The 20,916-nt window shown below is 72.1% G+C and carries 21 protein-coding genes; 8 read left to right on the forward strand and 13 right to left on the reverse strand.

Annotated features, from left to right (window positions below; all coding sequences use genetic code 11):
• Positions 1-59: 59 nt before the first annotated feature.
• The 6 genes from AC07EQ_RS12115 to AC07EQ_RS12140 form a co-directional block, all read right to left on the reverse strand.
• Positions 60-725 (reverse strand): ABC transporter ATP-binding protein, encoded by a 666-nt coding sequence (locus AC07EQ_RS12115; RefSeq protein ID WP_478388029.1) that lies wholly within the window; start codon positions 723-725, stop codon positions 60-62.
• Complete coding sequence (locus AC07EQ_RS12120; protein ID WP_478388030.1) at positions 698-1,642, reverse strand: ABC transporter ATP-binding protein; 945 nt, start codon at positions 1,640-1,642, stop codon at positions 698-700. The genes AC07EQ_RS12115 and AC07EQ_RS12120 overlap by 28 nt, the downstream gene beginning before the upstream one ends.
• Positions 1,639-2,553, reverse strand: coding sequence for an ABC transporter permease (locus AC07EQ_RS12125; RefSeq protein ID WP_478388031.1), 915 nt, complete (start codon positions 2,551-2,553; stop codon positions 1,639-1,641). The genes AC07EQ_RS12120 and AC07EQ_RS12125 overlap by 4 nt, the downstream gene beginning before the upstream one ends.
• A complete protein-coding gene (locus AC07EQ_RS12130; protein WP_478388032.1) occupies positions 2,546-3,520 on the reverse strand; it encodes an ABC transporter permease in 975 nt (324 codons plus the stop codon). The genes AC07EQ_RS12125 and AC07EQ_RS12130 overlap by 8 nt, the downstream gene beginning before the upstream one ends.
• Entirely contained in the window at positions 3,517-5,106 is a 1,590-nt protein-coding gene (locus AC07EQ_RS12135; RefSeq protein ID WP_478388033.1) for an ABC transporter substrate-binding protein, read from the reverse strand. The genes AC07EQ_RS12130 and AC07EQ_RS12135 overlap by 4 nt, the downstream gene beginning before the upstream one ends.
• Positions 5,107-5,256: 150 nt before the next feature.
• Positions 5,257-5,934 carry a DUF2848 domain-containing protein gene (locus AC07EQ_RS12140; protein WP_478388034.1) on the reverse strand — a complete coding sequence of 226 codons (678 nt, stop codon included), beginning with the start codon at positions 5,932-5,934 and terminating at the stop codon, positions 5,257-5,259.
• A 116-nt stretch (positions 5,935-6,050) separates the two neighbouring features.
• On the opposite strand from AC07EQ_RS12140, the gene AC07EQ_RS12145 reads away from it, so the two are divergent.
• Positions 6,051-7,340 carry an MFS transporter gene (locus AC07EQ_RS12145; RefSeq protein WP_478388035.1) on the forward strand — a complete coding sequence of 430 codons (1,290 nt, stop codon included), beginning with the start codon at positions 6,051-6,053 and terminating at the stop codon, positions 7,338-7,340.
• 91 nt (positions 7,341-7,431) lie between these two features.
• Here the strand turns inward: AC07EQ_RS12145 and AC07EQ_RS12150 are convergent, their stop codons facing one another.
• A complete protein-coding gene (locus AC07EQ_RS12150) occupies positions 7,432-8,058 on the reverse strand; it encodes a GntR family transcriptional regulator (RefSeq protein WP_397529338.1) in 627 nt (208 codons plus the stop codon).
• A 318-nt stretch (positions 8,059-8,376) separates the two neighbouring features.
• On the opposite strand from AC07EQ_RS12150, the gene AC07EQ_RS12155 reads away from it, so the two are divergent.
• Positions 8,377-9,168 (forward strand): carbon-nitrogen hydrolase family protein, encoded by a 792-nt coding sequence (locus AC07EQ_RS12155; protein ID WP_478388036.1) that lies wholly within the window; start codon positions 8,377-8,379, stop codon positions 9,166-9,168.
• Positions 9,169-9,212: 44 nt separating this feature from the next.
• On the opposite strand, the gene AC07EQ_RS12160 is transcribed toward AC07EQ_RS12155, so the two are convergent.
• Entirely contained in the window at positions 9,213-10,139 is a 927-nt protein-coding gene (locus AC07EQ_RS12160) for a lysostaphin resistance A-like protein (RefSeq protein ID WP_478388037.1), read from the reverse strand.
• A gap of 175 nt (positions 10,140-10,314) precedes the next feature.
• On the opposite strand from AC07EQ_RS12160, the gene AC07EQ_RS12165 reads away from it, so the two are divergent.
• On the forward strand, positions 10,315-10,890 hold the full coding sequence (locus AC07EQ_RS12165; RefSeq protein WP_478388038.1) for a Uma2 family endonuclease: 576 nt from the start codon (positions 10,315-10,317) through the stop codon (positions 10,888-10,890).
• On the forward strand, positions 10,887-11,036 hold the full coding sequence (locus AC07EQ_RS12170) for a hypothetical protein (protein ID WP_478388039.1): 150 nt from the start codon (positions 10,887-10,889) through the stop codon (positions 11,034-11,036). The genes AC07EQ_RS12165 and AC07EQ_RS12170 overlap by 4 nt, the downstream gene beginning before the upstream one ends.
• Here the strand turns inward: AC07EQ_RS12170 and nadC are convergent, their stop codons facing one another.
• Genes nadC through nadA form a run of 3 tightly spaced genes read right to left on the reverse strand, consistent with a single transcriptional unit; the run spans position 11,037 to position 14,496 of the window.
• Complete coding sequence (gene nadC / locus AC07EQ_RS12175) at positions 11,037-11,885, reverse strand: carboxylating nicotinate-nucleotide diphosphorylase (protein WP_478388040.1); 849 nt, start codon at positions 11,883-11,885, stop codon at positions 11,037-11,039.
• On the reverse strand, positions 11,882-13,483 hold the full coding sequence (locus AC07EQ_RS12180) for an L-aspartate oxidase (protein ID WP_478388041.1): 1,602 nt from the start codon (positions 13,481-13,483) through the stop codon (positions 11,882-11,884). The genes nadC and AC07EQ_RS12180 overlap by 4 nt, the downstream gene beginning before the upstream one ends.
• Positions 13,480-14,496, reverse strand: a complete 1,017-nt coding sequence (gene nadA / locus AC07EQ_RS12185; RefSeq protein ID WP_478388042.1) for a quinolinate synthase NadA — start codon at positions 14,494-14,496, stop codon at positions 13,480-13,482. The genes AC07EQ_RS12180 and nadA overlap by 4 nt, the downstream gene beginning before the upstream one ends.
• A 152-nt stretch (positions 14,497-14,648) precedes the next feature.
• On the opposite strand from nadA, the gene AC07EQ_RS12190 reads away from it, so the two are divergent.
• From AC07EQ_RS12190 to AC07EQ_RS12200, 3 genes are all read left to right on the forward strand, one after another.
• Positions 14,649-15,299 (forward strand): NUDIX hydrolase, encoded by a 651-nt coding sequence (locus AC07EQ_RS12190; RefSeq protein WP_478388248.1) that lies wholly within the window; start codon positions 14,649-14,651, stop codon positions 15,297-15,299.
• A 161-nt stretch (positions 15,300-15,460) separates the two neighbouring features.
• Entirely contained in the window at positions 15,461-16,141 is a 681-nt protein-coding gene (locus AC07EQ_RS12195; protein ID WP_478388043.1) for an LON peptidase substrate-binding domain-containing protein, read from the forward strand.
• Positions 16,142-16,171: 30 nt separating this feature from the next.
• Positions 16,172-17,173 carry a DUF8017 domain-containing protein gene (locus AC07EQ_RS12200; RefSeq protein ID WP_478388044.1) on the forward strand — a complete coding sequence of 334 codons (1,002 nt, stop codon included), beginning with the start codon at positions 16,172-16,174 and terminating at the stop codon, positions 17,171-17,173.
• Between the two features lie 4 nt (positions 17,174-17,177).
• Here the strand turns inward: AC07EQ_RS12200 and AC07EQ_RS12205 are convergent, their stop codons facing one another.
• On the reverse strand, positions 17,178-17,798 hold the full coding sequence (locus AC07EQ_RS12205) for a DUF2567 domain-containing protein (protein WP_478388045.1): 621 nt from the start codon (positions 17,796-17,798) through the stop codon (positions 17,178-17,180).
• Positions 17,799-17,980: 182 nt separating this feature from the next.
• On the opposite strand from AC07EQ_RS12205, the gene AC07EQ_RS12210 reads away from it, so the two are divergent.
• Positions 17,981-19,945 carry an arabinofuranosyltransferase gene (locus AC07EQ_RS12210; protein WP_478388046.1) on the forward strand — a complete coding sequence of 655 codons (1,965 nt, stop codon included), beginning with the start codon at positions 17,981-17,983 and terminating at the stop codon, positions 19,943-19,945.
• Here AC07EQ_RS12210 and AC07EQ_RS12215 read toward each other — a convergent pair.
• On the reverse strand, positions 19,921-20,892 hold the full coding sequence (locus AC07EQ_RS12215; RefSeq protein WP_478388047.1) for a hypothetical protein: 972 nt from the start codon (positions 20,890-20,892) through the stop codon (positions 19,921-19,923). The genes AC07EQ_RS12210 and AC07EQ_RS12215 overlap by 25 nt on opposite strands.
• Positions 20,893-20,916: the final 24 nt, after the last annotated feature.

The raw sequence follows: 20,916 nt of genomic DNA on the forward strand, positions 1-20,916 counted from the left end.
TCCTAGGGTCCGTCGTCACTTGCCGAGCGGTCCCCCGCGACCGCGTTCGCCCCACGATGTCATATCGCCCCGCCGCCGAGGCGAACCACGTGCACCGCCCAATGCCCCAGCAGGTCCTCGTCGTGGCTGATCGCGAGCACCCCGGCGCCGTGCTCCTCGACGCGCCGGTTCACCACCCGCACCAGCGCCGCCGTGGTCGACGCGTCCAGCATCGCGGTCATCTCGTCGCAGATCAGGTACTGGGGCCGCGGCGCCAGCGCCCGCGCCAGGCAGGCCCGCTGCAGTTGGCCGTCGCTCACCTCGTGCGGTCGCCGCGACAGCAGCTCCGCGGTCAGCCCCACCTCGTCGGCCAGCTCGCCGACGCCGCCGTCGGCGCCGGTGGCGCGCAGCGGTTCGGCGATGATCTCGCGCAGCGTGAAGCGCGGATCCACGGCGGGCCGCGGATGCTGGAACACGATGCCGATCGCGGTCCGCTGCGCCCGCGGCGTCGCATGCCGGAAGCCGGTGACCGGTTCGCCGTCGAGCGCCACCCGCCCGGACCACGGCTCGTGCAGCAGCCCGAGGACCCGGGCCAGCGTGGACTTCCCGCACCCGCTCGGCCCGGCCAGCCCGACCACCGCACCGGCCGGGACGTCCAGGTCGACGCCGTCGAGCACCGGTTCGCCGCGCCGGTAGCCCGCGACCAAGCCGGTCGCGCTCAGCACGGCGGGTGCGCGGCGACCCACCGGTCGCCGAGTTCGAGCAGTTCCGGATCTCCCGTGCAGGACCCGAATCCGGGCACGTCCGGACAGCGTTGGCAGAACACGCAACCCCATTCCTGTTCGAGGCGGGCCAGTTCGGTGAGGGCCGGCGGATGGCCCGGGATCGGCTGGAAGCCGCCGTCGGGCAGCGCGCCGAGCAGCCCCGCGGTGTACGGGTGCCAGGGCTCGGCGAGCACCTGCGCCGCGGGCCCCGCCTCGACGATCCGGCTGGCGTACATCACCGCGACGTCGGTGGCGACCCGGCGGGCGGCCGCGAGGTCGTGGGTGATCAGCAGCACCGCTCGGTCCTCGGCAGCGGCCGCGGCGAGCAGGTCCACGGTGCGGTGCACCAGCGGCCGGTCCAGTCCGGTGGTCGGCTCGTCGGCGAGGATGATCCGGGGGTCGCCGGCCAGCGCCAGCGCCACCGCGACCCGCTGCGCCATCCCGCCGGAGAGCTCGTGCGGGTACCGGTCCAGGTCGGCGGGGTCCAGCCCGACGCGCTCGGCGAGTTCGTCCGGCCCGGCCGCGCCGTCCAGCGCCCGGATCGCCTCGACGAGCTGGCTGCGCGCGGTCCGCACCGGGGTCAGGTGGGTGCCCGCGGACTGCGGCACCAGGCCGACCTGCCGGCCCCGGACCTGCCCGGCCAGCACCGCTTCCGGCGCGGCCAGCAGCTCGATGCCGCCGGCGAGCACGGCCTCGCCGCGCACCTGCGCGTTGCCGGGCAGCAGGCCGAGCAGCGCGGAGGCCAGCACCGATTTGCCGCAGCCGGACTCCCCGACCAGCGCGAGCACCCGGCCCGGGCGCAGCCGCAGCGTCGCGTCGGTCACGGCCCGCACCTCGGTCCCACGGCCCAGCAGGAACCGCACCGAGAGCCGGTCCAGTTCGAGCAGCGGTTCGCTCACAGCGCCAACTCCGATCGCCGTCGCGGCACGACCCGGTCGCGCCAGGTGGCGGCCAGCCCGGACACCGCCAGCGTCGTGAACACCAGCAGCACCGACGGGAACAGCACGATCCACCACGCGCCGAGCAGCACCGCTTCCCGGCCGTCGCCGAGGATGTTGCCGATGCTGGCCAGGTGCGGCGGCAGGCCGAGGCCGAGGAAGCTCAGCGCGGTTTCGTGCCACACCGCGTGCGGCACGAGCAGCACCGCCGACAGCGCGGCCTGCGGCACGATCGCGGGCAGCAGGTGCCGCCTCAGGATCCGCCACCGCGACGAGCCGCCCGCGATCGCCGCGTCGATGTGCGGCCGCTGCCGCAGCGAGAGCACCTCCGAGCGCACGATGCGCGCCACCGTCGTCCAGTGCGTGAGGGCGATGGACAGGATCACCGCCACCAGGCTGCCCCGGTACAGCGCGACGATCACGATGCCCAGCAGCAGGTGCGGCACCGAGTTGACGGTGTCGACCAGGCGCATCAGCAGCCGGTCCGGCCAGCCACCGGTGCTGCCCGCGATCGCGCCCACCAGCGAACCGAGCACTGTGGACACGACGGCGCTGATCCCGGCCACCAGCAGGGAGATCCGCAGCCCGGCCAGCGACTGCACGAACAGGTCCCGGCCGCCGGAGTCGGTGCCGAACGGGTGCGCGGGGCTCGGCGCGAGCCGGATCGAGTCGTAGCGCACCGATTCGCTGCCGAACACCGCGGGCACCGCGATCGCGGCCAGCACCAGCAGCGCGAGGCCGCCCAGCGACACCCACAGCCGGGCCTTGGGCCGGGCGCGGGACGTCCCGGCGCGCCCGCGCCCCGCGGCGCGCCACGGACCGGCCGACGTGGACGGACGGGCGGCGGTGGAGCGCACGGATTCGTCAGCCATCGGCGGCCACCCTCGGGTCGAGCACGATCGCGGCGATGTCGGCGAGCAGCGAGCCCAGCAGCACCGCCGCCGTGGCCACCAGCGTCAGGATCGCCAGCAGCGGGTAGTCGACGGCGGTCGCGGCGGTGACGACGGCCGCGGCCAGGCCCGGCCAGGAGAAGACCTCCTCGACCAGCACCGCCCCGGTGACCAGCTCCGGAACCCGCGCGCCGATCAGCGTGACGAACGGCAGCAGCGCGGTCGGCAGCGCGTGCCGCAGCACGACGACGTGTTCCGCGAGGCCGCGCGCCCGCGCCCCGGTCACGTGGTCCTCGGACAGCGACGTCAGCATCGACTGCCGGACGTGCAGCACCAGCCACGGCGACTGCGAGATGCCCAGCACCAGCGCGGGCAGCGCCAGGTGCTTCGCGACCTGCCCGAACGACACCGCGGTGCCCGCGTCGGTCAGGCCCGCCACCGGCAGCCAGCCCAGGCCCAGCGAGAACACCGCGATCGACAGCAGCGCCAGCACGAACGGCGGCACGCCTTCGAGCGCGTGGCCGATGGCGGTGACGAACCGGTCGATCCAGCCGCCCTGCCGCCACGCCGCGACGGTGCCCAGCACCAGCGCGATCACCACGGCCAGCGCGAGCCCGGTCGCGGCCAGCAGGATCGTCCACGGCAGCCGTTCCGCGACGACCTGCGCGACCGGCTGCCGGAACGAGCGCGACACGCCGAGATCGCCGCCGAAGACGCCGGTGGCCCACTGCCAGAACTGCACCAGCACGGGCTCGTCGAGCCCCAGCCGGGCCCGCACTGCGGCGACGTCGGCGGCGGACGCGCCGAAGATCTCCACGCCGTAGTACTGGTGGATCGGGTCGAACGGGGATGCGGCGGCGAGCAGGAAGATCCCGAACGCGACGATCACCAGCACCGGTACCGCGAACCCGATCCGCCGCAGCACCAGGCGGCCGATCGCGCGGCTCATGCCTGCGGTTTCCAGGACTCGATGTTCCACCACGGGCCCCAGGTGGTCCCGTGCACGTGCGGCTCGACGGGCGGCTGGTAGCCGGACCACTTGCCGTCGCGCATCACGTAGCTGTGGTCGATGAACGCCAGGTACACCAGGCCCGGGTCGGCGACGTAGGCGCGCTGCGCCTGCTTGTAGAACTCCGCCCGCTTGGCCGGGTCGAGCTCCTGGCGGCCACCGTCGAGCGTGGCGTCCACCTCGGCGTTGCGGTACTTACCGGGGTTGTTGTACGTGCCGGTGCCGATGACCGAGGAGTGCAGGCTGGCGTAGGCCTGCGGGTCGGGGTCCATCGGGTTCCCGCCGCCGAGCACGATCCCGTCGGTGGCCAGCCGGGCGGCCACCGCCGAGCGGTCCACCCCGGCGAGCTCGACCTGGATGCCGACCGCCTTGGCGTCCGAGGCGAACGCGCGGGCCAGGTCCTTGCGCAGGCTGTCGTCGGCGAAGTACATCACCGTGAACTCGGCGCGGACCCCGCCCCGCTCCCGGATGCCGTCGCCGCCGACGCGCCAGCCGGCGTCGTCGAGCACCTTCGCGGCGCGCTGCGGGTCGAAGTCGAACCGGGCGGCGGGCTCGTAGTTCGCGCCCATCGACTCCGGGATCGGGGCGTAGGCGGGTTTCCCGTGCCCGCCCAGCAGGGCCTGGATCATGCCTTCGCGGTTGACCGCGAGGTTCAGCGCCTGCCGGACGGCGCGATCGCCGGCGACCGGGTGCTCGTTGGGCAGCGCGATGGTGCGGTAGTCGGCGGTGCTGTGGTGCACCGTCCGGTAGCCGTCGCGGCCGACGCTCTCGGCCAGCACCGGTGGCAGCACGGTGCCGTCGAACTCGCCGGCGGACAGGCGCTGGGCGCGGGTGTTGTCGTCCTTGGCGAAGACGACGGTGACCTTGCCGACCGCGGGCGCGCCGCCCCAGTAGTCGGCGTTGGCCTCCCAGGTCATCTGGTCGCCCTGGCGCCACTCGACGAGCTTGTAGGGGCCGGTGCCGACCGGCTTGGTGTTCAGCGGCGAGCTCTCCTGCGGCTTGGGCCCGGCGAGCTGCTCGTTCGGCACGATGCCGAGCACCAGCTTCGACGGCCAGGCGGCGTAGGGGATCTTCAGGTCGAACTGCACGGTGTGCGGGTCGAGCGCGCGGACGCCGGCGAGCATGTCGAAGTCCGACGAGACCGTCGAGGCGTAGGCCGGGTCGATCGCGGCGCGGTAGGTGGCGACGACGTCGTCGGCGTCGAAGGGCGTGCCGTCGTGGAAGCGGACGCCGTCGCGGAGCTTGACCGTCCAGGTCTTGGCGTCCGGCGTGGACTGCGGCACTTCGCCGGCCAGCGCGGGGCGCAGCGCGGCCTGGCCGTCGAAGGCCAGCAGCCCGTCGTAGAACTTCGCGGCGCCTTCCACGCCGTAGCCCAGCAGCGGGTTCAGGCTCTCCGGCTCGAAGCCGTCAGCTAGCAGCATCGACCCGGGATCGCCGGTGCCCGGCGCGGAGGGCGCGGCGCAACCGGCCCCGAGCAGGCCCAGGGCGACCGGAACGGCGACGAAGAAGGCACGACGATTCAGCACTCCCGAACAATAGGTGCTGTTGCAAGTAGTTCTCAATAACCTGAGATCTTGCTCGCCGGGACGGCGCAGCGGCACCGGCTCGTGAGCGTTTTGGATCGCCATAGCGGCCCAAAACGCCCACGAGAACCGACCAGCGGAAACCCGCCGGAATCACTCCACCGGCTCGGGCATCCGGCTGACCCGGTACTCGCAGGCGATGACGTCGCCGGTCTTCGGGTCGCCGAGCTCGACCCGCCAGGAGCCGGCGAACTGGTCGACGGCGGCGTCCATCGGAATGGTGCCCGACAGCAGCACGGTGCCCGGCTTCAGCAGGCCGCGTTCGCGCAGGTCGTCGAGCCAGAACTGGGGCGTCAGCAGCTCCGCCAGGGTGCCCTTCTGGATCACCGCACCGTCGGCCCACGCGGTCAGCGTCAGCTCGTCGAGCCGGTCGGCGACGTCGACCAGCCGCCAGGCCTTGCGGCCCAGCACGTCCGGGCCGGCCTGCTTGCTCCACGCGACGCCGTGCACCTCCAGCGCCCGGTCGGTGTGGTCGCAGGCCACGGTCAGCAGCACGTCCCGCTCCTCGGGGCCGGCGACGACCAGCGCCCACTCCGCCTCGCCGGAGGTGCGCTCGTGCTGCGCGGGCACCTCGTCGGCCTGCATCGCCAGGTAGGGCGCGACCGGGTAGAGGCACGGCGTCTTCGTCGGCGCGGGCACACCGAGTTCGGCCAGCTCGGCGACGTGCGCCGCGACGTCCTCCTGGCTGCGCCCGGCGTAGCCGCCGTTGAGCAGGGCCGTCACCGACACCTCGACGACCTCGCCGTTGACATCGAAACTCAGTGGAAACAAGATGTCCTCCAACGTCCGCATACTGGTTGTATACATTTGGTGTATCACAGTACCCCGGTGGTCGGCATCCACGAGCCGAACGACCCCCGGCAGCCCGGCACAGGAAATGGACCCCGATGACCCAAGCGCTATCCACGCCGGCCCGGCCGGCCCGCAAGGACCTGATCAAGGCCTTCGTCGCGAGCCTCAGCGGCACCTCCCTGGAGTGGTACGACTTCGCCGCGTACTCGGTGGCGTCGGCGCTGGTGTTCGGCCAGCTGTTCTTCCCCAGCCACGACCCGCTTTCCGGCACGCTGCTGGCGTTCTCCACGTACGCCGTCGGCTACGTCTCCCGGCCGCTGGGCGGCTTCGTGTTCGGCCGGCTCGGCGACGTGCTGGGGCGCAAGCAGGTGCTGGTCATCACCCTGCTCATCACCGGCATCTCGACCGTCTTCATCGGGCTGCTGCCGACGCACAGCCAGGTCGGCGCGCTCGGCGCCGTGCTGCTGGTGGTGCTGCGCTTCGCGCAGGGCGTGGGCATCGGCGGCGAATGGGGCGGCGCGGTCCTGCTGTCCAGCGAGTTCGGCAGCGACAAGCACCGCGGCTTCTGGGCGTCGGCCGCGCAGATCGGCCCGCCCGCGGGCAACCTGCTGGCCAACGGCGTCCTGGCGGCGCTCGCGGCGCTGCTCACCCAGGAGCAGTTCATGTCCTGGGGCTGGCGGGTCGCGTTCCTGCTCTCCGCCGTGCTGGTGCTGTTCGGCCTGTGGATCCGGGTGAAGCTGGAGGAGACCCCGGTCTTCAAGGAGCTGCAGGAGAAGGGCGAGCAGGCCGGGGCGCCGGTGCGGGACGTCTTCACCCGCGAACCCCGCGCGCTGGTGTCGGCGATCCTCTCCCGCGTCGGCCCGGACGTGCTCTACGCGCTGTTCACCGTGTTCGTGCTCACCTACGCCACCCAGCAGCTGAACATGCCGAAGAGCTGGGCGGTCACCGGGGTCATGCTCGGCTCGACGCTGCAGCTCGTGCTGATGCCGCTGGCCGGGGCGCTGTCGGACCGGTGGGGGCGGCGGAAGGTCTACGCGGTGGGCGCGATCGGCGCCGGCGTGTGGCCGTTCGTGTTCTTCCCGATGGTCGGCGGCGGCTCGGCGGGGCTGCTGATCTTCGGCGTGATCATCGGCCTGGTCTGGCACGCGCTCATGTACGGGCCGCAGGCGGCGTTCGTGTCCGAGCAGTTCAGCCCGGCGCTGCGCGCCACCGGATCGTCCCTGGCGTACACGCTGGCCGGCGTCATCGGCGGTGCGCTGGCCCCGCTGCTGTTCACCTACCTGTTCGCCTCGTTCGGCACCTGGTTCGCCCCTGCGTGCTACCTCACGGCGACCTGCGTGGTGACCCTGATCGGCCTGTCCCTGGGCCGCCGGAACGCGCAGTGACCCGCCCGATTTTGCCTAAAATTGGAAACCTCGCCCGCCGGGAGGCCCGGGGGCGGGGTTCCCAATTTTGCCTAAAATTGAGAGCCCCTCATCAGCCCGCCAGGACGACCTGCTGCGTCGCCGTCAGGTGCTCGGTGATCGCCTTCGTCGCGGCCTCCGCGTCGCCCGCGGCGAGCGCCGCGAGGATCGCCTCGTGCTCCGCGAGCACCGCCTTGCGCCGTCCGCTGACGCTGAACAGCGCCACGATGCCCGCGCGGATCTGGCGGGCCCGCAGCGCGTCGTAGGTCTTGCTGAGCATGTCGTTGCCGACCGCGCACACCAGCGCGGCGTGGAACCCGTGGTCGCGGTCGATGAACGCGCGCGCCTGGTCGTCGCCGCCGAGCTCGCGCTGGGCGTCCAGCTCGGCGCGCATCTGCTCCAGCGGCACCGCGTCCAGCTCGACGGCGCGGCGGGCCGCGTAGCACTCGATCATCGTGCGGATCTCGAACAGCTCGCGGATCTCCCGGCCGCCGACCGGCGCGATGTAGGCGCCGCGCTTGGGCACGAGCTGCACCAGCTCCTCGGCGGCGAGCAGCAGCAGGGCCTCGCGGATCGGCGTGCGGGACACCCCGATCTCGTCGGCGAGCGCCTGTTCGTTGACGAACTGCCCCTGCATCGACGGGTCGCTGAGGACCGTGTCCTTGAGATGGTCGTAAGCCAGTTCGCGTCCCGACGGCAACGAAGACCCCCCCTGTGTGAAATCTAGCTGCATGCATATCGCTGGTATACAAACATCGTAACGGGTGAGCGCTGTAGGGAGTTCAAATGTCGTTCTTCTTTGAAGCGGCGCCAGCCGCTTAGCCCGCCTGCGCGACTCGCACCACCGCGGGTTCTCAGACGTCGTCTGGCGAGGACAGCCCCGATGCCGCGTATTGGACATGCACAAGTCGGGGATCCCACAGTCCAGACGACGTCTGTAATTCCCGCAGGGGGGCCGCCACCCGCCCCGCTACGCAAGACGAGTTTGGAAAACAATCCCTGAAGGATGGTTGTGGTTATGCGGATTGCTCTCTGCCAGATCGTTTCCGGCCCGGACCCCAAGGCGAACCTGGAGCTGGTCGCCGACTACGTGCGGCGGGCCGCGGACGCCGGCGCCGACCTCGCGGTCTTCCCGGAGGCGACGATGGCCTGCTTCGGGATCAAGCTCGGGCCGCTGGCCGAGCCGCTCGACGGGCCGTGGGCCACCGAGGTGCGGCGGCTGGCCGAGGAGGCGGGCATCGCCGTCGCGGCGGGCATGTTCACGCCCACCGCGGACGGCAGGGTGACCAACACGCTGCTGATCACCGGCCGCGGCGTGGACACCTCCTACGACAAGATCCACCTGTTCGACGCCTTCGGCTTCGCCGAGTCGGACACCGTCGCGCCGGGCGAGCAGCCCGTGGTGGTGGACTTCGGCGGCACCAAGGTCGGCTTCACGACCTGCTACGACGTGCGCTTCCCCGGGCTGTTCACGAAGCTGGCCGACCAGGGCGCGTCGGTGATCGTCACCTCGGCGTCCTGGGGTTCCGGCGAGGGCAAGCGCGAGCAGTGGGAGCTGCTGGTGCGCGCCCGCGCGCTGGACTCGACGTCGTGGGTGGTGGCCTGCGACCAGGCCGACCCGCGCAGCACCGGCCGGGAGCCGAGCGGCAAGGCCCCGACCGGCATCGGCTACAGCCTCGCGGCGACCCCGCTGGGCCAAGTGCACGCGCAGCTCGCCGACTCCCCCGACATCCTCGTCGTGGACATCGATCCGGCCGCGGTCGAGCAGGCCCGCCAAGCCATCCCGGTCCTCGCCAACCGCCGCTTCTGAAGTCCCACCGCGGAGGGCGCCTTCCCGAAGCAGGAAGGCGCCCTTCACGCGGCCTGCGAGCGGGCGAGCTTCCGGCGGTAGGCGAGCGCGGCGAGCACCGCGGCGACGGCCAGGACCGCGGTGGTGAGCAGGCTTCCTTCGATGCCGAACCCGCCCCCGGTGAGCAGGGGCGCGCTGCCCGGCGAGCCGCCGATCTCCAGCACGGTCGTCTGGATGTCCATTCCGGACACTTCGATGCCGTACACGTTGCCCTGCCACCAGTTCCACACCGCGTGGAACGCGCACACGCCCCACAGGCCGCCCTCCGCCAGCGCCCAGAACGCCAGCACCACGGCGATCAGCAGGATGTTGACCAGCGCGATCACGCTGACGCCTGCGTTGACGCCGTGCAGCGCGGCGAACACCAGCGCCTGGAAGGCGATCGCGGCGACCAGGCCCCACTTCCGGTAGGTGACCTGCATCAGGTAGCCGCGGGTGAGGATCTCCTCGGTGCCGGCCTGCACGGCGAAGCCGATCAGCGCCACGAGCGCGCCGCCGATCTGCGCGGCGCGCACCGAGCCGATCTCGAACTGCCCGCCGAGCACGTTGATGCCGACCGGCACGGACAGCAGCACCACCGCCACCGCGGTCCCGAGCGCCAGATTCGCGCCGATGCGCGACGCGGGGAAGAACCCGACGGAGCCGAAGGGCCGTCGCTCCTTGACGAGGATCCACAGCGCCAGCAGGCCGGAGGCCCCGGCGAAGCTGAGCATCAGCGCCAGCTGAGTGGTCAGTCCCAGCTCGCCGCCGACCAGAGCGCTGATCGGCAACCCGAACGCGGCGACCAGCACCACCCCGGCGACGGCCTGCCCGACGAGCAGGCAGAACAACACGACGAGCAACCCGACCACCGGACCGGTGGGCCGCCGGGCCCGGTAGATCCCGCCCAACAGCGGAGAAGGCAGAACCCGCTCGGGCTGCACAGTGCTCACCAGTACTCCACCCCGATCAGCCGACCCATGACCAAATCATGCCCGACATCCACAAGCCCGAACACGTTCGGTAGTATTCAGTCACTCCAGGTGAAGGAATCATCTTGCAAGATCCCCGGCGACGAAGTCGCTACAGCTACGCTGGTCCGGTACCCATAGGGAGAAGGGCTCGGCAATGACCGCACTTCCTGACTGGATGACGCTACCGCCGGAGGGGCTTAGCGCTGCGGACTACGAGGCGCTGCCCGAGGAAGTGTGCCGCCGCATCGAGATTGTCGATGGAGCCATCGTCGTGACTCCCGCCCCCCGTCGCTCGCACCAGAGGATCGTTCGCCGCCTTGCGGAGGAACTGGCTCTTGCCGCTGGCCCCGAGCTCACTGTCGACTTCGATGTCGACCTTCGGCTACGGGACGTGCCCCTGCTCAACCGCCGACCGGACATCGTCGTCTACGACTCCGCGCTGCCAGACGAGGCTGTGCTTCGCCCGCAGCACTGCCTGCTGGTCGTCGAGGTGATGTCACCGGGCTCGGTCACCGCCGACCAAACCGACAAGCCCGCCGAGTACGCCGCCGCGGGTATCGAACACTTCTGGCGTATCGAACGCGAACACCAGGACGACCGGCGACTGACCGCGTTCCGCTACCGCCTCGACCCCACGACCCGGACCTACGCGCCCGCCGGGGTGGACACCGGCAAGCTGGCGGTGTCCGATCCCGTCGAGGTGCGCATCGACTTCGAATCGCTGCTGTGACCGAGTTCGATACGCACGGCACCGCGTTTGATCGAGACGACGCTCTCCGGCACTGTCGCGAGCACAACGAATGGCATCGCACGCATCGGGACTTGGTCGAGCAGTGGGACGCGGGCCTGTTCGGCGGGCCCGCGACCACCGAGTGATCACATGTCCAGGCCGAGGTCCAGGGCCGGGGAGGAGTGCGTCAGGCCTCCCACCGACAGGTACTGGACTCCCGTCTCCGCGTAGGGCCTCGCCACCTCCAGGGTCAGGCCGCCCGATGCCTCCAGCTCCGTTCGCGGCGCCGCCGCGCGGACCCGGCGCACCGCTTCCGCGCACTGCTGCGGGGTGAAGTTGTCCAGCAGGACCAGCGCCACGTCCTCCGCCAGCACCTCGTCGAGTTCGTCCAGAGTGGACACCTCGACCTCCATCGGCAGGTCCGGCGCGTGCTCCCGGCAGGCCCGCACCGCCGCCACCGCCGAGCCCGCCGCGACCACGTGGTTGTCCTTGATCAGCACCGCGTCGCCGAGGCCCATCCGGTGGTTGACGCCGCCGCCGCAGCGCACCGCGTACTTCTGCAGGACCCGCAGGCCCGGCAGCGTCTTGCGGCTGTCCCGGATCCGGCAGCCCGTGCCCTCGACCGCCTCGACCCACGCGGCCGTCGCGGTCGCGATGCCCGAGAGGTGGCACAGCAGGTTCAGCGCCGTGCGCTCCGCCGTGAGCAGGCCGCGGACCGGTGCTTTCACCCGCAGCACGCAGTCGCCGGGCTCCAGCACGTCGCCGTCGGCCCGCTCGGAGAGCACCGCGTAGGCGTCCGCGCCCAGCACCTCGTCGAGCACCAGCCGCACCAGCGGCAGGCCCGAGACCACGCCGGCCTTGCGGGTGTTGAATCCCGCCTCGGCGACCGCGCCGGCCGGGACCGTCGCCGCGGTCGTCGCGTCCGGCCCGTAGCGCAGGTCTTCGGCCAGTGCCGTGCGCACCACTTCGCGCGCGTCGTCCAGATCGATGGTCATGCCGCCCTCGCAATCCCGGCCGTGGTGCGGATGAGGCACCCCGAGGCGTCCAGCCGGAGCACCGTGCTGCGCCGCCAGCGCAGGTCATCGGTGTCCGGGAAATCCGTTCGGCGGTGGCAGCCGCGGGACTCCGCGCGTTGCCTGGCCGCCGCCAGCAGTGCCTGCGCGGTCAGCGCCAGCGAGGAGTCCTCGACCACCTGCCGATTCTTAAGTGGACGGACGATGGCCGCCCGGTCCAGCTCCTTCGTCGCGGTCGCCAGGCCCTCGTCGTCGCGCCAGATGCCGGCGTACCGGCTCATGGTGCGCTGCAGCAGGTCCCGGTCGACCACCGCCATCGCGGACTGCAGGGCCGTGCCGGCGGGCTTGCGGTTGAGCAGCCCGCAGCACAGGTCCTTGGCCACCGCCTCGGCCGCGCGCCCGCCGACCACGAGGCCTTCCAGCAGGCTGTTGGACGCCAGCCGGTTCGCGCCGTGCAGCCCGGTGCACGCGACCTCACCGGCGACGTAGAGCCCGGTCACGGCGGTGCGGCCATCCACACTGGACACCACGCCGCCGCAGGAGAAGTGCGCGGCGCTGGCCACCGGGATCGGCTCGCGGACCGGGTCGATCCCGGCCGCCCGGCACGCCGCGTGGACCGTCGGGAACCGCTCGGGGAACCCGGCCCCGATGCTCGTGGCGTCGAGGAACACGTGCTCGGCACCGGTTTCGGCGGCCCGCCTGCTGATCGCCGCCGATACGACGTCGCGCGGCGCGAGGTCGGCGAGCGGGTGCGCGCCCTCCATCACGCGGCGCCCGTGCACGTCGACGAGCACCGCGCCTTCGCCGCGCACCGCCTCGGTGATCAGCGGCCGCCGCCCCCTCGGCCCGCCCGGCGTGTAGAGCACCGTCGGGTGGAACTGCACGAACTCCAGGTCCGCGACGGAGGCACCGGCCCGCAGCGCAAGCGCGATTCCGTCCGCAGTGGACACTTCGGGGTTGGTGGTCGCGGCGTAGAGCTGGCCGAGCCCGCCGGTCGCCAGCAGCACCGCCGGGGCGCGCAGTACACCCGGCCTGTTCTCGGCGTCCATCGCGACCGCGCCGGCCACGGCGCCGCTGTCGCCGCGCAGCAGCTCGACGACGCAATGCTGCTCCAGCACCGGAATCCCGCCACCGCGCACGGCTTCGGACAGCGCGCGCTGCACCTCCGCGCCGGTCGCGTCGCCGCCGGAGTGGATCACGCGGAACGCGCTGTGCCCGCCCTCGCGGGCGCGCGCCAGCTCGCCGTCCGGGCCCACGTCGAACCGGGCGCCGGTCGCCTGCAGCCGCGCGATCGCCGCCGCGCCGTCGGCGAGGATGTCCCGCACCGCCGGGCGCCAGCACAGCCCGACGCCTGCGGTCAGCGTGTCCTCGACGTGCTCGCGCAGGCTGTCGCCCGGGTCGAGCTCGTCGGACCGGACCACGGCGATGCCGCCCTGCGCCCAGCTCGTGTTGCCCGCCGCCGCGGAGTCCTTGCTGACCACCAGCACCCGCAGGCCCAGCTCGCGGGCCCGCAGCGCCGCCGTCAGGCCCGCGACGCCGGTGCCGACGACGAGTAAGTCCGCGCCCGCTTCCCAGCTCATTCGCCGCCTCCCGGCTTGCCGATCGCGATCATCCGCTCGACCGAGGCCCGCGCGCGGTCGGCGACGTCCGCCGGCACGTGCACCTCGTCGGCGCCTTCGCGCAGGCAGCGCAGCAGCGCCGCGGGGGTGATCATCTTCATGTAGCGGCAGGACGCCCGGTCGTTGACCGCGCGGAAGTCGATTTCGGGGGCGGCGCGGCGCAGCTGGTGCAGCATGCCGATCTCGGTGGCCACCAGCACCGAGCGCGCGCCGGTCTCCTTCGCCGCGGTCAGCATGTCGCCGGTGGACAGGATCTTCACCCGCTCCTTGGCGACGGTGCCCTCGCCGGCCAGGTAGAGCGCCGAGGTGGCGCAGCCGCACTCGGGGTGGATGAACAGGTCCGCGTCCGGGTTCGCGGCCGCGCGGTCGGCGAGCTCGGGCCCGTTGATCCCGGCGTGCACGTGGCACTCCCCGGCCCAGATGTGCAGGTTCTCGCGGCCGGTCTCGCGTTTGACGTGCGCGCCCAGGAACTGGTCCGGGCAGAACAGCACGTCGCGGTCGGCCGGGATCGAGCGCACCACGTCCACCGCGTTCGACGACGTGCAGCAGATGTCGGTCTCCGCCTTCACCTCGGCGGTGGTGTTCACATAGGACACCACGACCGCGCCGGGGTGTTCGGCCTTCCAGGCGCGCAGCTCGTCCGCGGTGATCGAGTCGGCCAGCGAACAGCCCGCCCGGGCATCCGGGATGAGCACCGTCTTCTCCGGGCCGAGGATCTTCGCGGTCTCGGCCATGAAGTGCACGCCGCAGAAGACGATCGTGCTCGCGGAGCTGTTCGCCGCGATGCGGCTGAGGGCCAGCGAGTCGCCGGTGTGGTGAGCGACGTCCTGGATCTCCGGCAGCTGGTAGTTGTGCGCCAGCAGCACCGCGTCCCGCTCGTCGGCCAGCCGGCGCACCTCGCGCGCCCAGTCCGCGGTGGGCTCCACCCCGGTGTAACCGGTCTCGGTCCGCTCCCAGGTTGCAGTCGCGGCCATGTCGTCCTCCTCGCCGGACCCTCCGGGACAACCCGCCCGGAAGGTCCGCTAGCACCCCGGATCAAGCGCTCCGAGGTTTTCGCCTTAGAATCGAAAACGTGCCACATACTAACATCGCAAGTTGTGCGGACAAGAGCGACGCTGGTCACGAAGTGCTCGCCGGAGTGCTCCAGATCCGCGACGACGGGCTGCGGGTGCTGCTCTGGCAACGCGCCCGGGAACCGGACGTGCACCGCTGGTCACTGCCCGGCGGGCGGCTCGCGGCGACCGAGGACGTCGAGACCTCCATCCGCCGCCAGCTGGCCGAGAAGGTCGACGTGCACAAGCTGTCCCACGTCGAGCAGCTCTCGGTGTTCAGCAACCCGGACCGGGTGCCCGGCCGCCGGGTGGTCGCCACCGCGTTCCTCGGCCTGGTGCCCTCCGACATCGACCCCGAGGTGCCCGCCGACACCGCCTGGCACCCGGTCGACGCCCTGCCGCCGACGGCCTTCGACCACGAGCTGATCGTGCTCGCAGCGCAGGACCGGCTGCGCGCGAAGCTGTCCTACACCAACATCGGCTTCGCGCTGGCTCCGGCCGAGTTCACCGTCTCGGAGCTGCGCCGGATCTACTCCGCCGCGCTCGGCTACCAGGTCGCGGCCACGAACCTGCAGCGCGTGCTGTCGCGGCGGGGCGTGCTGGAACCCACCGGCCGGACGGTGCCCGCGGGCCCGGCCGGCGGCCGCCCGCCCGCGCTGTTCCAGTTCACGTGCCGCGACCTGCAGGTCACGGACCCCTTCGCGGTGTTCCGCCCGCCGGCGTAATGGAGTGTTCCCAGACTCGTGGCGGTGCGGGTAGCGGCCACCTGCGGGAATTACGTCCGCCTTCTCACTGTGGGATCCCCGACACCCGTATGACCGGGCCTGAGGCCGGCGCCGGGAATCACTGTGGTGCCATCGGGTGATTTGGCACGTAGGTTTGGGGCGTGACTGACGTGCTGCCGTTGTTCCCGCTGGGCTCCGCGCTGCTGCCGGGCGGCCACCTGCCGCTGCACATCTTCGAGCCGCGCTACCGGCAGCTGGTCACCGACCTGGTCGGCGAGGACTTGCCCGACCGCCGGTTCGGCGTGGTGGGCATCCGCCAGGGCTGGGAGGTCGGCGAGGACAACGTCGACTCGATGTACGACGTCGGCTGCTCGGCGCTGCTGGACCAGGTGCGGCAGCTGCCCGGCGGGCGCTACGACATCAGCGCCGCCGGCGAGCGGCGGTTCCGGCTGCTGCAGATCGACCGGGCCGCGGCGCCGTACCTGATGGCCGAGGTCGAGTGGCTGCCGGACACCGCTCCGGAGCACGACTCGCCGGCCCGCCGCGAGCACCTGATCACCGCCGCCCGCGCGGCCCACCAGCGCTACCACGACACCGGGCTGCGCGGCGGGCGGCGCGACGTGCCCGGCGAGGACGCCGATGCCGCGGCGCTCTCCTACCTGCTGGCCGACGATTGCGTGCTGACCGTCGAGGACCGGCAGGAGCTGCTGGCCGAGACCGATCCGCTGGAGCGGCTGCGCAGCATCCGGCGGTTGCTGCTGCGGGAGGCCGAGTTCCTCCGCGAGCTCCGCGCGGTTCCGGCGCCGCTGACCGAATTCGCGCAACACGCCAGCGTCAACTGAGGTATTCACGCGCCTCGCTAGGATCGCCGCATGTCATCACCTGGCAACTGGGGCTCCAACGAGTACGGGCAGTACGACCCGATCACGGGACAGCCCATCGCGGGCAATCCCGGCGGATCGGCGCCGCAACCCGGCGCGCAGTACCAGGGGTTCGGCACGTTCTCGCAACCCCAGCAGCCGCCGCAACAACCCCAGCAGCCGCCGCAGCAGCCGCCGCCGGTCCATCCGGGCATGGCCGGCGGCTACCCGGTGCAACCGGCTCCGCCGGGCAAGAGCCGCGGGCCGATGATCGCGGCGATCGCGCTCGCCTCGGTGGCCGTGATCGCCATCGTCACGACGATCGTCGTGCTCAGCACCTCCGGCGGCTCGCCGGTGGCGTCGCCGCCGCCCCCGGCGCGCACCAGCTCCCCCGCGAAGCCGACCACCAGCGCACCCCCGCCCACGTCCGGGGTGGCCAACCCGAACCTGACGCCGGTGGTGGACGGCTGGCAGGTGGCGACCGTGCCGAAGCGGGGCGCGGTCTACGACCTGCCGGCCGGCCAGGGCTGGAAGCTCGACCCCAACCCGGAGAACGTCCACGCCTTCGGCCCGCCCGACGACCCGGTGACGATGACCGGCGTCGCCGACTACATGGAGGGCTTCTGCTCCGGCGACGCCGGCAGCTTCCGGGCGACCGCGGGCGTGAGCGCGCGCAAGGGCGCGGACGACACCACGGTGGCCAACGAGACGGCGCAGAAGCTGGCCGAACTCGCTTACGTCCGCGACGGCAACAAGCCCCTGGTCGTCCTCGGCCCGCCGGAGCAGGTGCAGCTCCCCGGCGGCCTCCCGGCCGTCCGGGTCACCGCCCGCGTCACGCTGATGGCGCCCGGCCCGTGCGACTCCAAGAACGCCGTGGTCAGCGTGCTCGCCACCAACAGCGACGGGCAGAGCTCGATGGTGTTCCTCGCCGTCGCCGATCAGGACGTGCCGGACGCGGTCCCGGTCGACACGCTGAACAAGATGACCCAGTCCCTGCGCGCGATGCCGAAGTGATCGCTCAGCGCAGGCGGCGGCCGAGGTCGTCGAGGCCGTTCCAGGAGGCCGCGAGGCCGTAGCCGAGCGCGACGCCCAGCGGCTGGAGCAGCAGCACCCAGCCGCTGGCGACCTGCGGGGCCACCGTGATCAGGTCGCCCAGCTTCGCGTTCGGCGGCATCGCGTAGAGGCCCGCGGCGAACGAGGTGCCCATCTGCACGCCCAGCCACGACGCGATCAGCGCGCCGAGCACACCGGCGATGAGCAGCACCGGGCCGCGGCGCCCGCGCAGCAGCCACAGCACCGCGGCGGTCAGCAGCCCGGCGGCGAAGGCGAGCAGGGCGAAGATCGCGATCGCGTCGAAGTCGTGGTAGCCCTCCACCAGCAGCGGGGTCAGCCTTCCCCGCTCGCCGAGCACGCTCTCCTGCGGCGGCGCCAGCCGCGACCACACCCAGCCGATCGGCAGGCCCAGCAGCGCGATCAGCGACACCGCGCTCACCGCGGGCAGCAGGTCGGCCTTGACCACCACGGGCGGCACCGGCGGGGCCAGTCGCGGCACCGGCACTTCCGCCGCGGCGCCGGCCCTGGGCTCGATCCGCTCCGGGGCGGCGCGCGTGCCGCCGGGCTCCACCGGGCTGTCCGCCACCCGCCGACCTCCTCCTAGCGGCTACCACGACCGTTCTGCTGCGTCACCCTAGCGTTCCGCCGCGCCCTGCCAGCATCACCCGATGGCGGGGCTCAGGGCGCACATCAACTATTCTGCGCGAGCCCCCATGTCAGCTACGCCGAAGGACGCGCGAAGTGGCGGGAATCCTGCCGAGTCCGCTGTTGACCGGACCGAGCCCGATCGACGAACCTCGCCGAAATTCGGCCGTCCGGCTGCCGCTGCGCAGCACCGTCGCCGAGCTGCTGCTGGGCGCGTTCGTGGCGGCTGTGGTGAGCCTGGTGCTGCAGTTCGCCATCACCAGGTTGAGCATCAGCGAACCCAGCTTCGCGCCGGAGGCCCTCGCGGCCGTCAGCAGCGCGCTGGTGCTGACGGTGCTGTTCCTGCTGCTGGCGTTCGGGCATCGCCGTTCGCCGCGGTGGGCGCGGGTGTTCGGCACCTGGGTGGCGCTGAGCGCGTTCAGCACGTTCGCGCTCGCGATCCCGTTGCAGGCCACCAGGTTCTACTACGGCGGGTCCTCCGTGGACAACGGATTCCGCCTGCAGTACATGACCCGGATGGCCACCACCCCGGGCCTGGCCGACCTCAACTACGCCGACACCTCCCCCTACTACCCGGGCGGCTGGTTCTGGCTGGGCGGCCGGTTCGCCAACCTCATCGGCTGGGAGGGCTGGGCGGCGTACAAGCCCTACGCGCTGGCCTGGGTGGCGGTGACCACCGTCGTCGCCTTCACGCTGTGGAGCGTCGTGGTGCGCCGTCGGCTCGCGCTGCTCGCGGCGGTGGTGACGGCGCTCGCCGGCATGCTGCACGGCATCGAGGAGCCCTACGCGTGGCCGTCGGCGGCGTGGCTGGCGCCGGTCGCGGTGCTGGCCTGGCACGCGCTGCGCCGCCAGGAGCGCGCTCCGCGGTGGGCGCTCGTCTGCATCGGCGGCTACGTCGGTTTCGCGGCGATCACCTACACCCTGCACTTCGCGTTCGCGGTGCTGATGGTCGTGCTGATGGCGGTGCTCATCGGCGCGTTCCGGGTGCACCAGGGGCAGCGGCTGTGGCCGACGGCGCGGCAGCTGTTCCTGCGGCTGCTGCCGATCGGCATCGTCAGCCTCGCCATCACGCTGCTGGTCTGGTTGCCGTACCTGCTGTCCACGAACTTCCTGCTGGCCAACCCGCGCAGCGCGGCACAGCACTACCTTCCCGAGGACGGCGCGTTCCTGCCGGTGCCGATGCTGGAGGGCACCGCGTTCGGGATGCTGTGCCTGGCCGGGCTGGTGTGGCTGCTGCTGCGGTGCCGCCGCAGCGAGGTCGCCGCCGCGATGCTGACCACCGTCCTCGCCGTCTACGGCTGGTTCGTGCTGTCGACGGTGGCGCTGATCGCCAAGACCACGCTGCTGGCGTTCCGGCTCAACGTGATCCTGGACGTGACGCTGGCCGTCGCGGGCGTCTTCGGCCTGCTGGAACTCATCGGCTACCTGCGGCACAAGCTGGACGCCCGGTACGCGCTGCGGATCAGCATGGTCGCCACCGCGCTCGGGCTGCTCGGCGCGATCACCATCAACCAGGGCGCGATCGGGCTGGCGCTGCAGCCGTCCGTCGAACGCGCCTACGCGGACTACTACCCCACCGGCGACAACGCGATGGGTCAGCGCGATCCGCAGCAGCTCGGCTCGTGGACCCCCGCCGAGATCGCCGCGATCGCCGAGCTGACCGGCCGCGCGCCGGAGCACAACGTGCTGCTCACGACCGACTACAAGCTGATGTCCTTCAAGCCCTACTGGGGTTTCCAGCAGGAGACGCCGCACTACGCCAACCCGCTGGCGGACTACCAGGAGCGGGCCGCCGAGATCCGCCGGTGGACGACCGCGAAGACCGCCGACGAGTTCCTCGGCATGCTGCGCGACAGCCGGTTCAAGACGCCCAACGTCTTCGTCCTGACCAACCCGGCGAGCCCGTACTCCACAGTGGAGCTCCCGGATGACGAGGCGGGCAAGCTGGTGCTGCAGCTGAAGGACGACGCCTTCCCGCAGCTGCCGAACGTCCGGGACTACGACGTCTACTTCGACCCGGCGGTGTTCGACTCGCCCGCCTTCGCCAAGCGCGAGGTCGGCCCCTACACCATCATCGCGCTGCGCTGACCGGTGCTGCGGCGGATGCGGTAGTTCACCGCCGCCAGCACGAGGGCGACCGACCACAGCGGCCACAGGTAGATCGGCAGCGCGATCAGCACGTCGCCCCAGCCCAGCTCGGTCTCCGTGAAGGTCGGCGCCAAGAGCAGCTTGGACGCCGCCAGCGCCAGCAGGGACACCGCCAGCGGGGGCGCCGCGGCGAGGTCGATCGGGACCCGCCGCCCCGCCGCCCACGGGATCCAGCGGGGGAAGCGCTCGCCCCACGGGCGGATCAGCCCCCAGGTGAGCACCGCACCTCCGGTCGCCGCCAGGGCGAGCCCGAGCGGGGCGAGGATTCCGGTGGCGTCGCCAGGCGGCATTTCGAAACCGGGCACCTGCAATGCCATCAGGAACCGCGTAAGCGCGTACGCCAGCGGTACAGCCATGGCGATCACGGTCCACCGCCGGGTCCGCACCCGGGCGCGCTCGTGCGCTGCTGCCGGGTCCTTCCCGGCGGCGTTCTCCGTCGCCCGAACCACCTGCATCCACAGGAGACTCCCGGCAGCGGCGGCGATGCCGAACTGGACCAGCAGCGATGTGGACAGGAACACGCTCAGGCGCTCGGCATGCCCCGTCAGGAGCGAGATGATCGTGAACGGCACATACCCGAGCATGGCCAGCACGCCCGCGTCCAGCACGAGGACCAACGCACCGGTCGCGGTCACCCCGACGACTCGAGCAGCTCTCCCGTCGCGCCGCGCGCAAACCGCGGCGGCAATGGTGAGCACGCCGACCGCGGCCACGACCAGGTGCGCGGCGGTTTGCGGCAAGAAGGCCAGGGAACGCCCGAAGCTGTCGCCGGAATCGGCCAGCGGATTGGTGAGACCGGCCGCCCAGCAGACCAGCGCGATCGCGACCAGGGCCAGCCCGACGAATCCGACCAGGTAGACCGGAAGACTACGTCTCTTGGTTGTCATGACCCGATGTTGACCCTGGACACC

Source organism: Saccharopolyspora sp. NPDC045839, from assembly GCF_056431645.1.

What these genes read in the sequence shown, in the direction of transcription:
- AC07EQ_RS12165 (WP_478388038.1), top strand. Translation starts at nt 10,315, where the DNA reads ATGACCGCACTTCCTGACTGGATGACGCTACCGCCGGAGGGGCTTAGC.
- AC07EQ_RS12200 (WP_478388044.1), top strand. Translation starts at nt 16,172, where the DNA reads ATGTCATCACCTGGCAACTGGGGCTCCAACGAGTACGGGCAGTACGAC.
- AC07EQ_RS12215 (WP_478388047.1), bottom strand. Translation starts at nt 20,892, where the DNA reads ATGACAACCAAGAGACGTAGTCTTCCGGTCTACCTGGTCGGATTCGTC.
- nadC (WP_478388040.1), bottom strand. Translation starts at nt 11,885, where the DNA reads ATGACCATCGATCTGGACGACGCGCGCGAAGTGGTGCGCACGGCACTG.
- nadA (WP_478388042.1), bottom strand. Translation starts at nt 14,496, where the DNA reads ATGGCCGCGACTGCAACCTGGGAGCGGACCGAGACCGGTTACACCGGG.
- AC07EQ_RS12180 (WP_478388041.1), bottom strand. Translation starts at nt 13,483, where the DNA reads ATGAGCTGGGAAGCGGGCGCGGACTTACTCGTCGTCGGCACCGGCGTC.
- AC07EQ_RS12125 (WP_478388031.1), bottom strand. Translation starts at nt 2,553, where the DNA reads ATGGCTGACGAATCCGTGCGCTCCACCGCCGCCCGTCCGTCCACGTCG.
- AC07EQ_RS12155 (WP_478388036.1), top strand. Translation starts at nt 8,377, where the DNA reads ATGCGGATTGCTCTCTGCCAGATCGTTTCCGGCCCGGACCCCAAGGCG.
- AC07EQ_RS12145 (WP_478388035.1), top strand. Translation starts at nt 6,051, where the DNA reads ATGACCCAAGCGCTATCCACGCCGGCCCGGCCGGCCCGCAAGGACCTG.
- AC07EQ_RS12130 (WP_478388032.1), bottom strand. Translation starts at nt 3,520, where the DNA reads ATGAGCCGCGCGATCGGCCGCCTGGTGCTGCGGCGGATCGGGTTCGCG.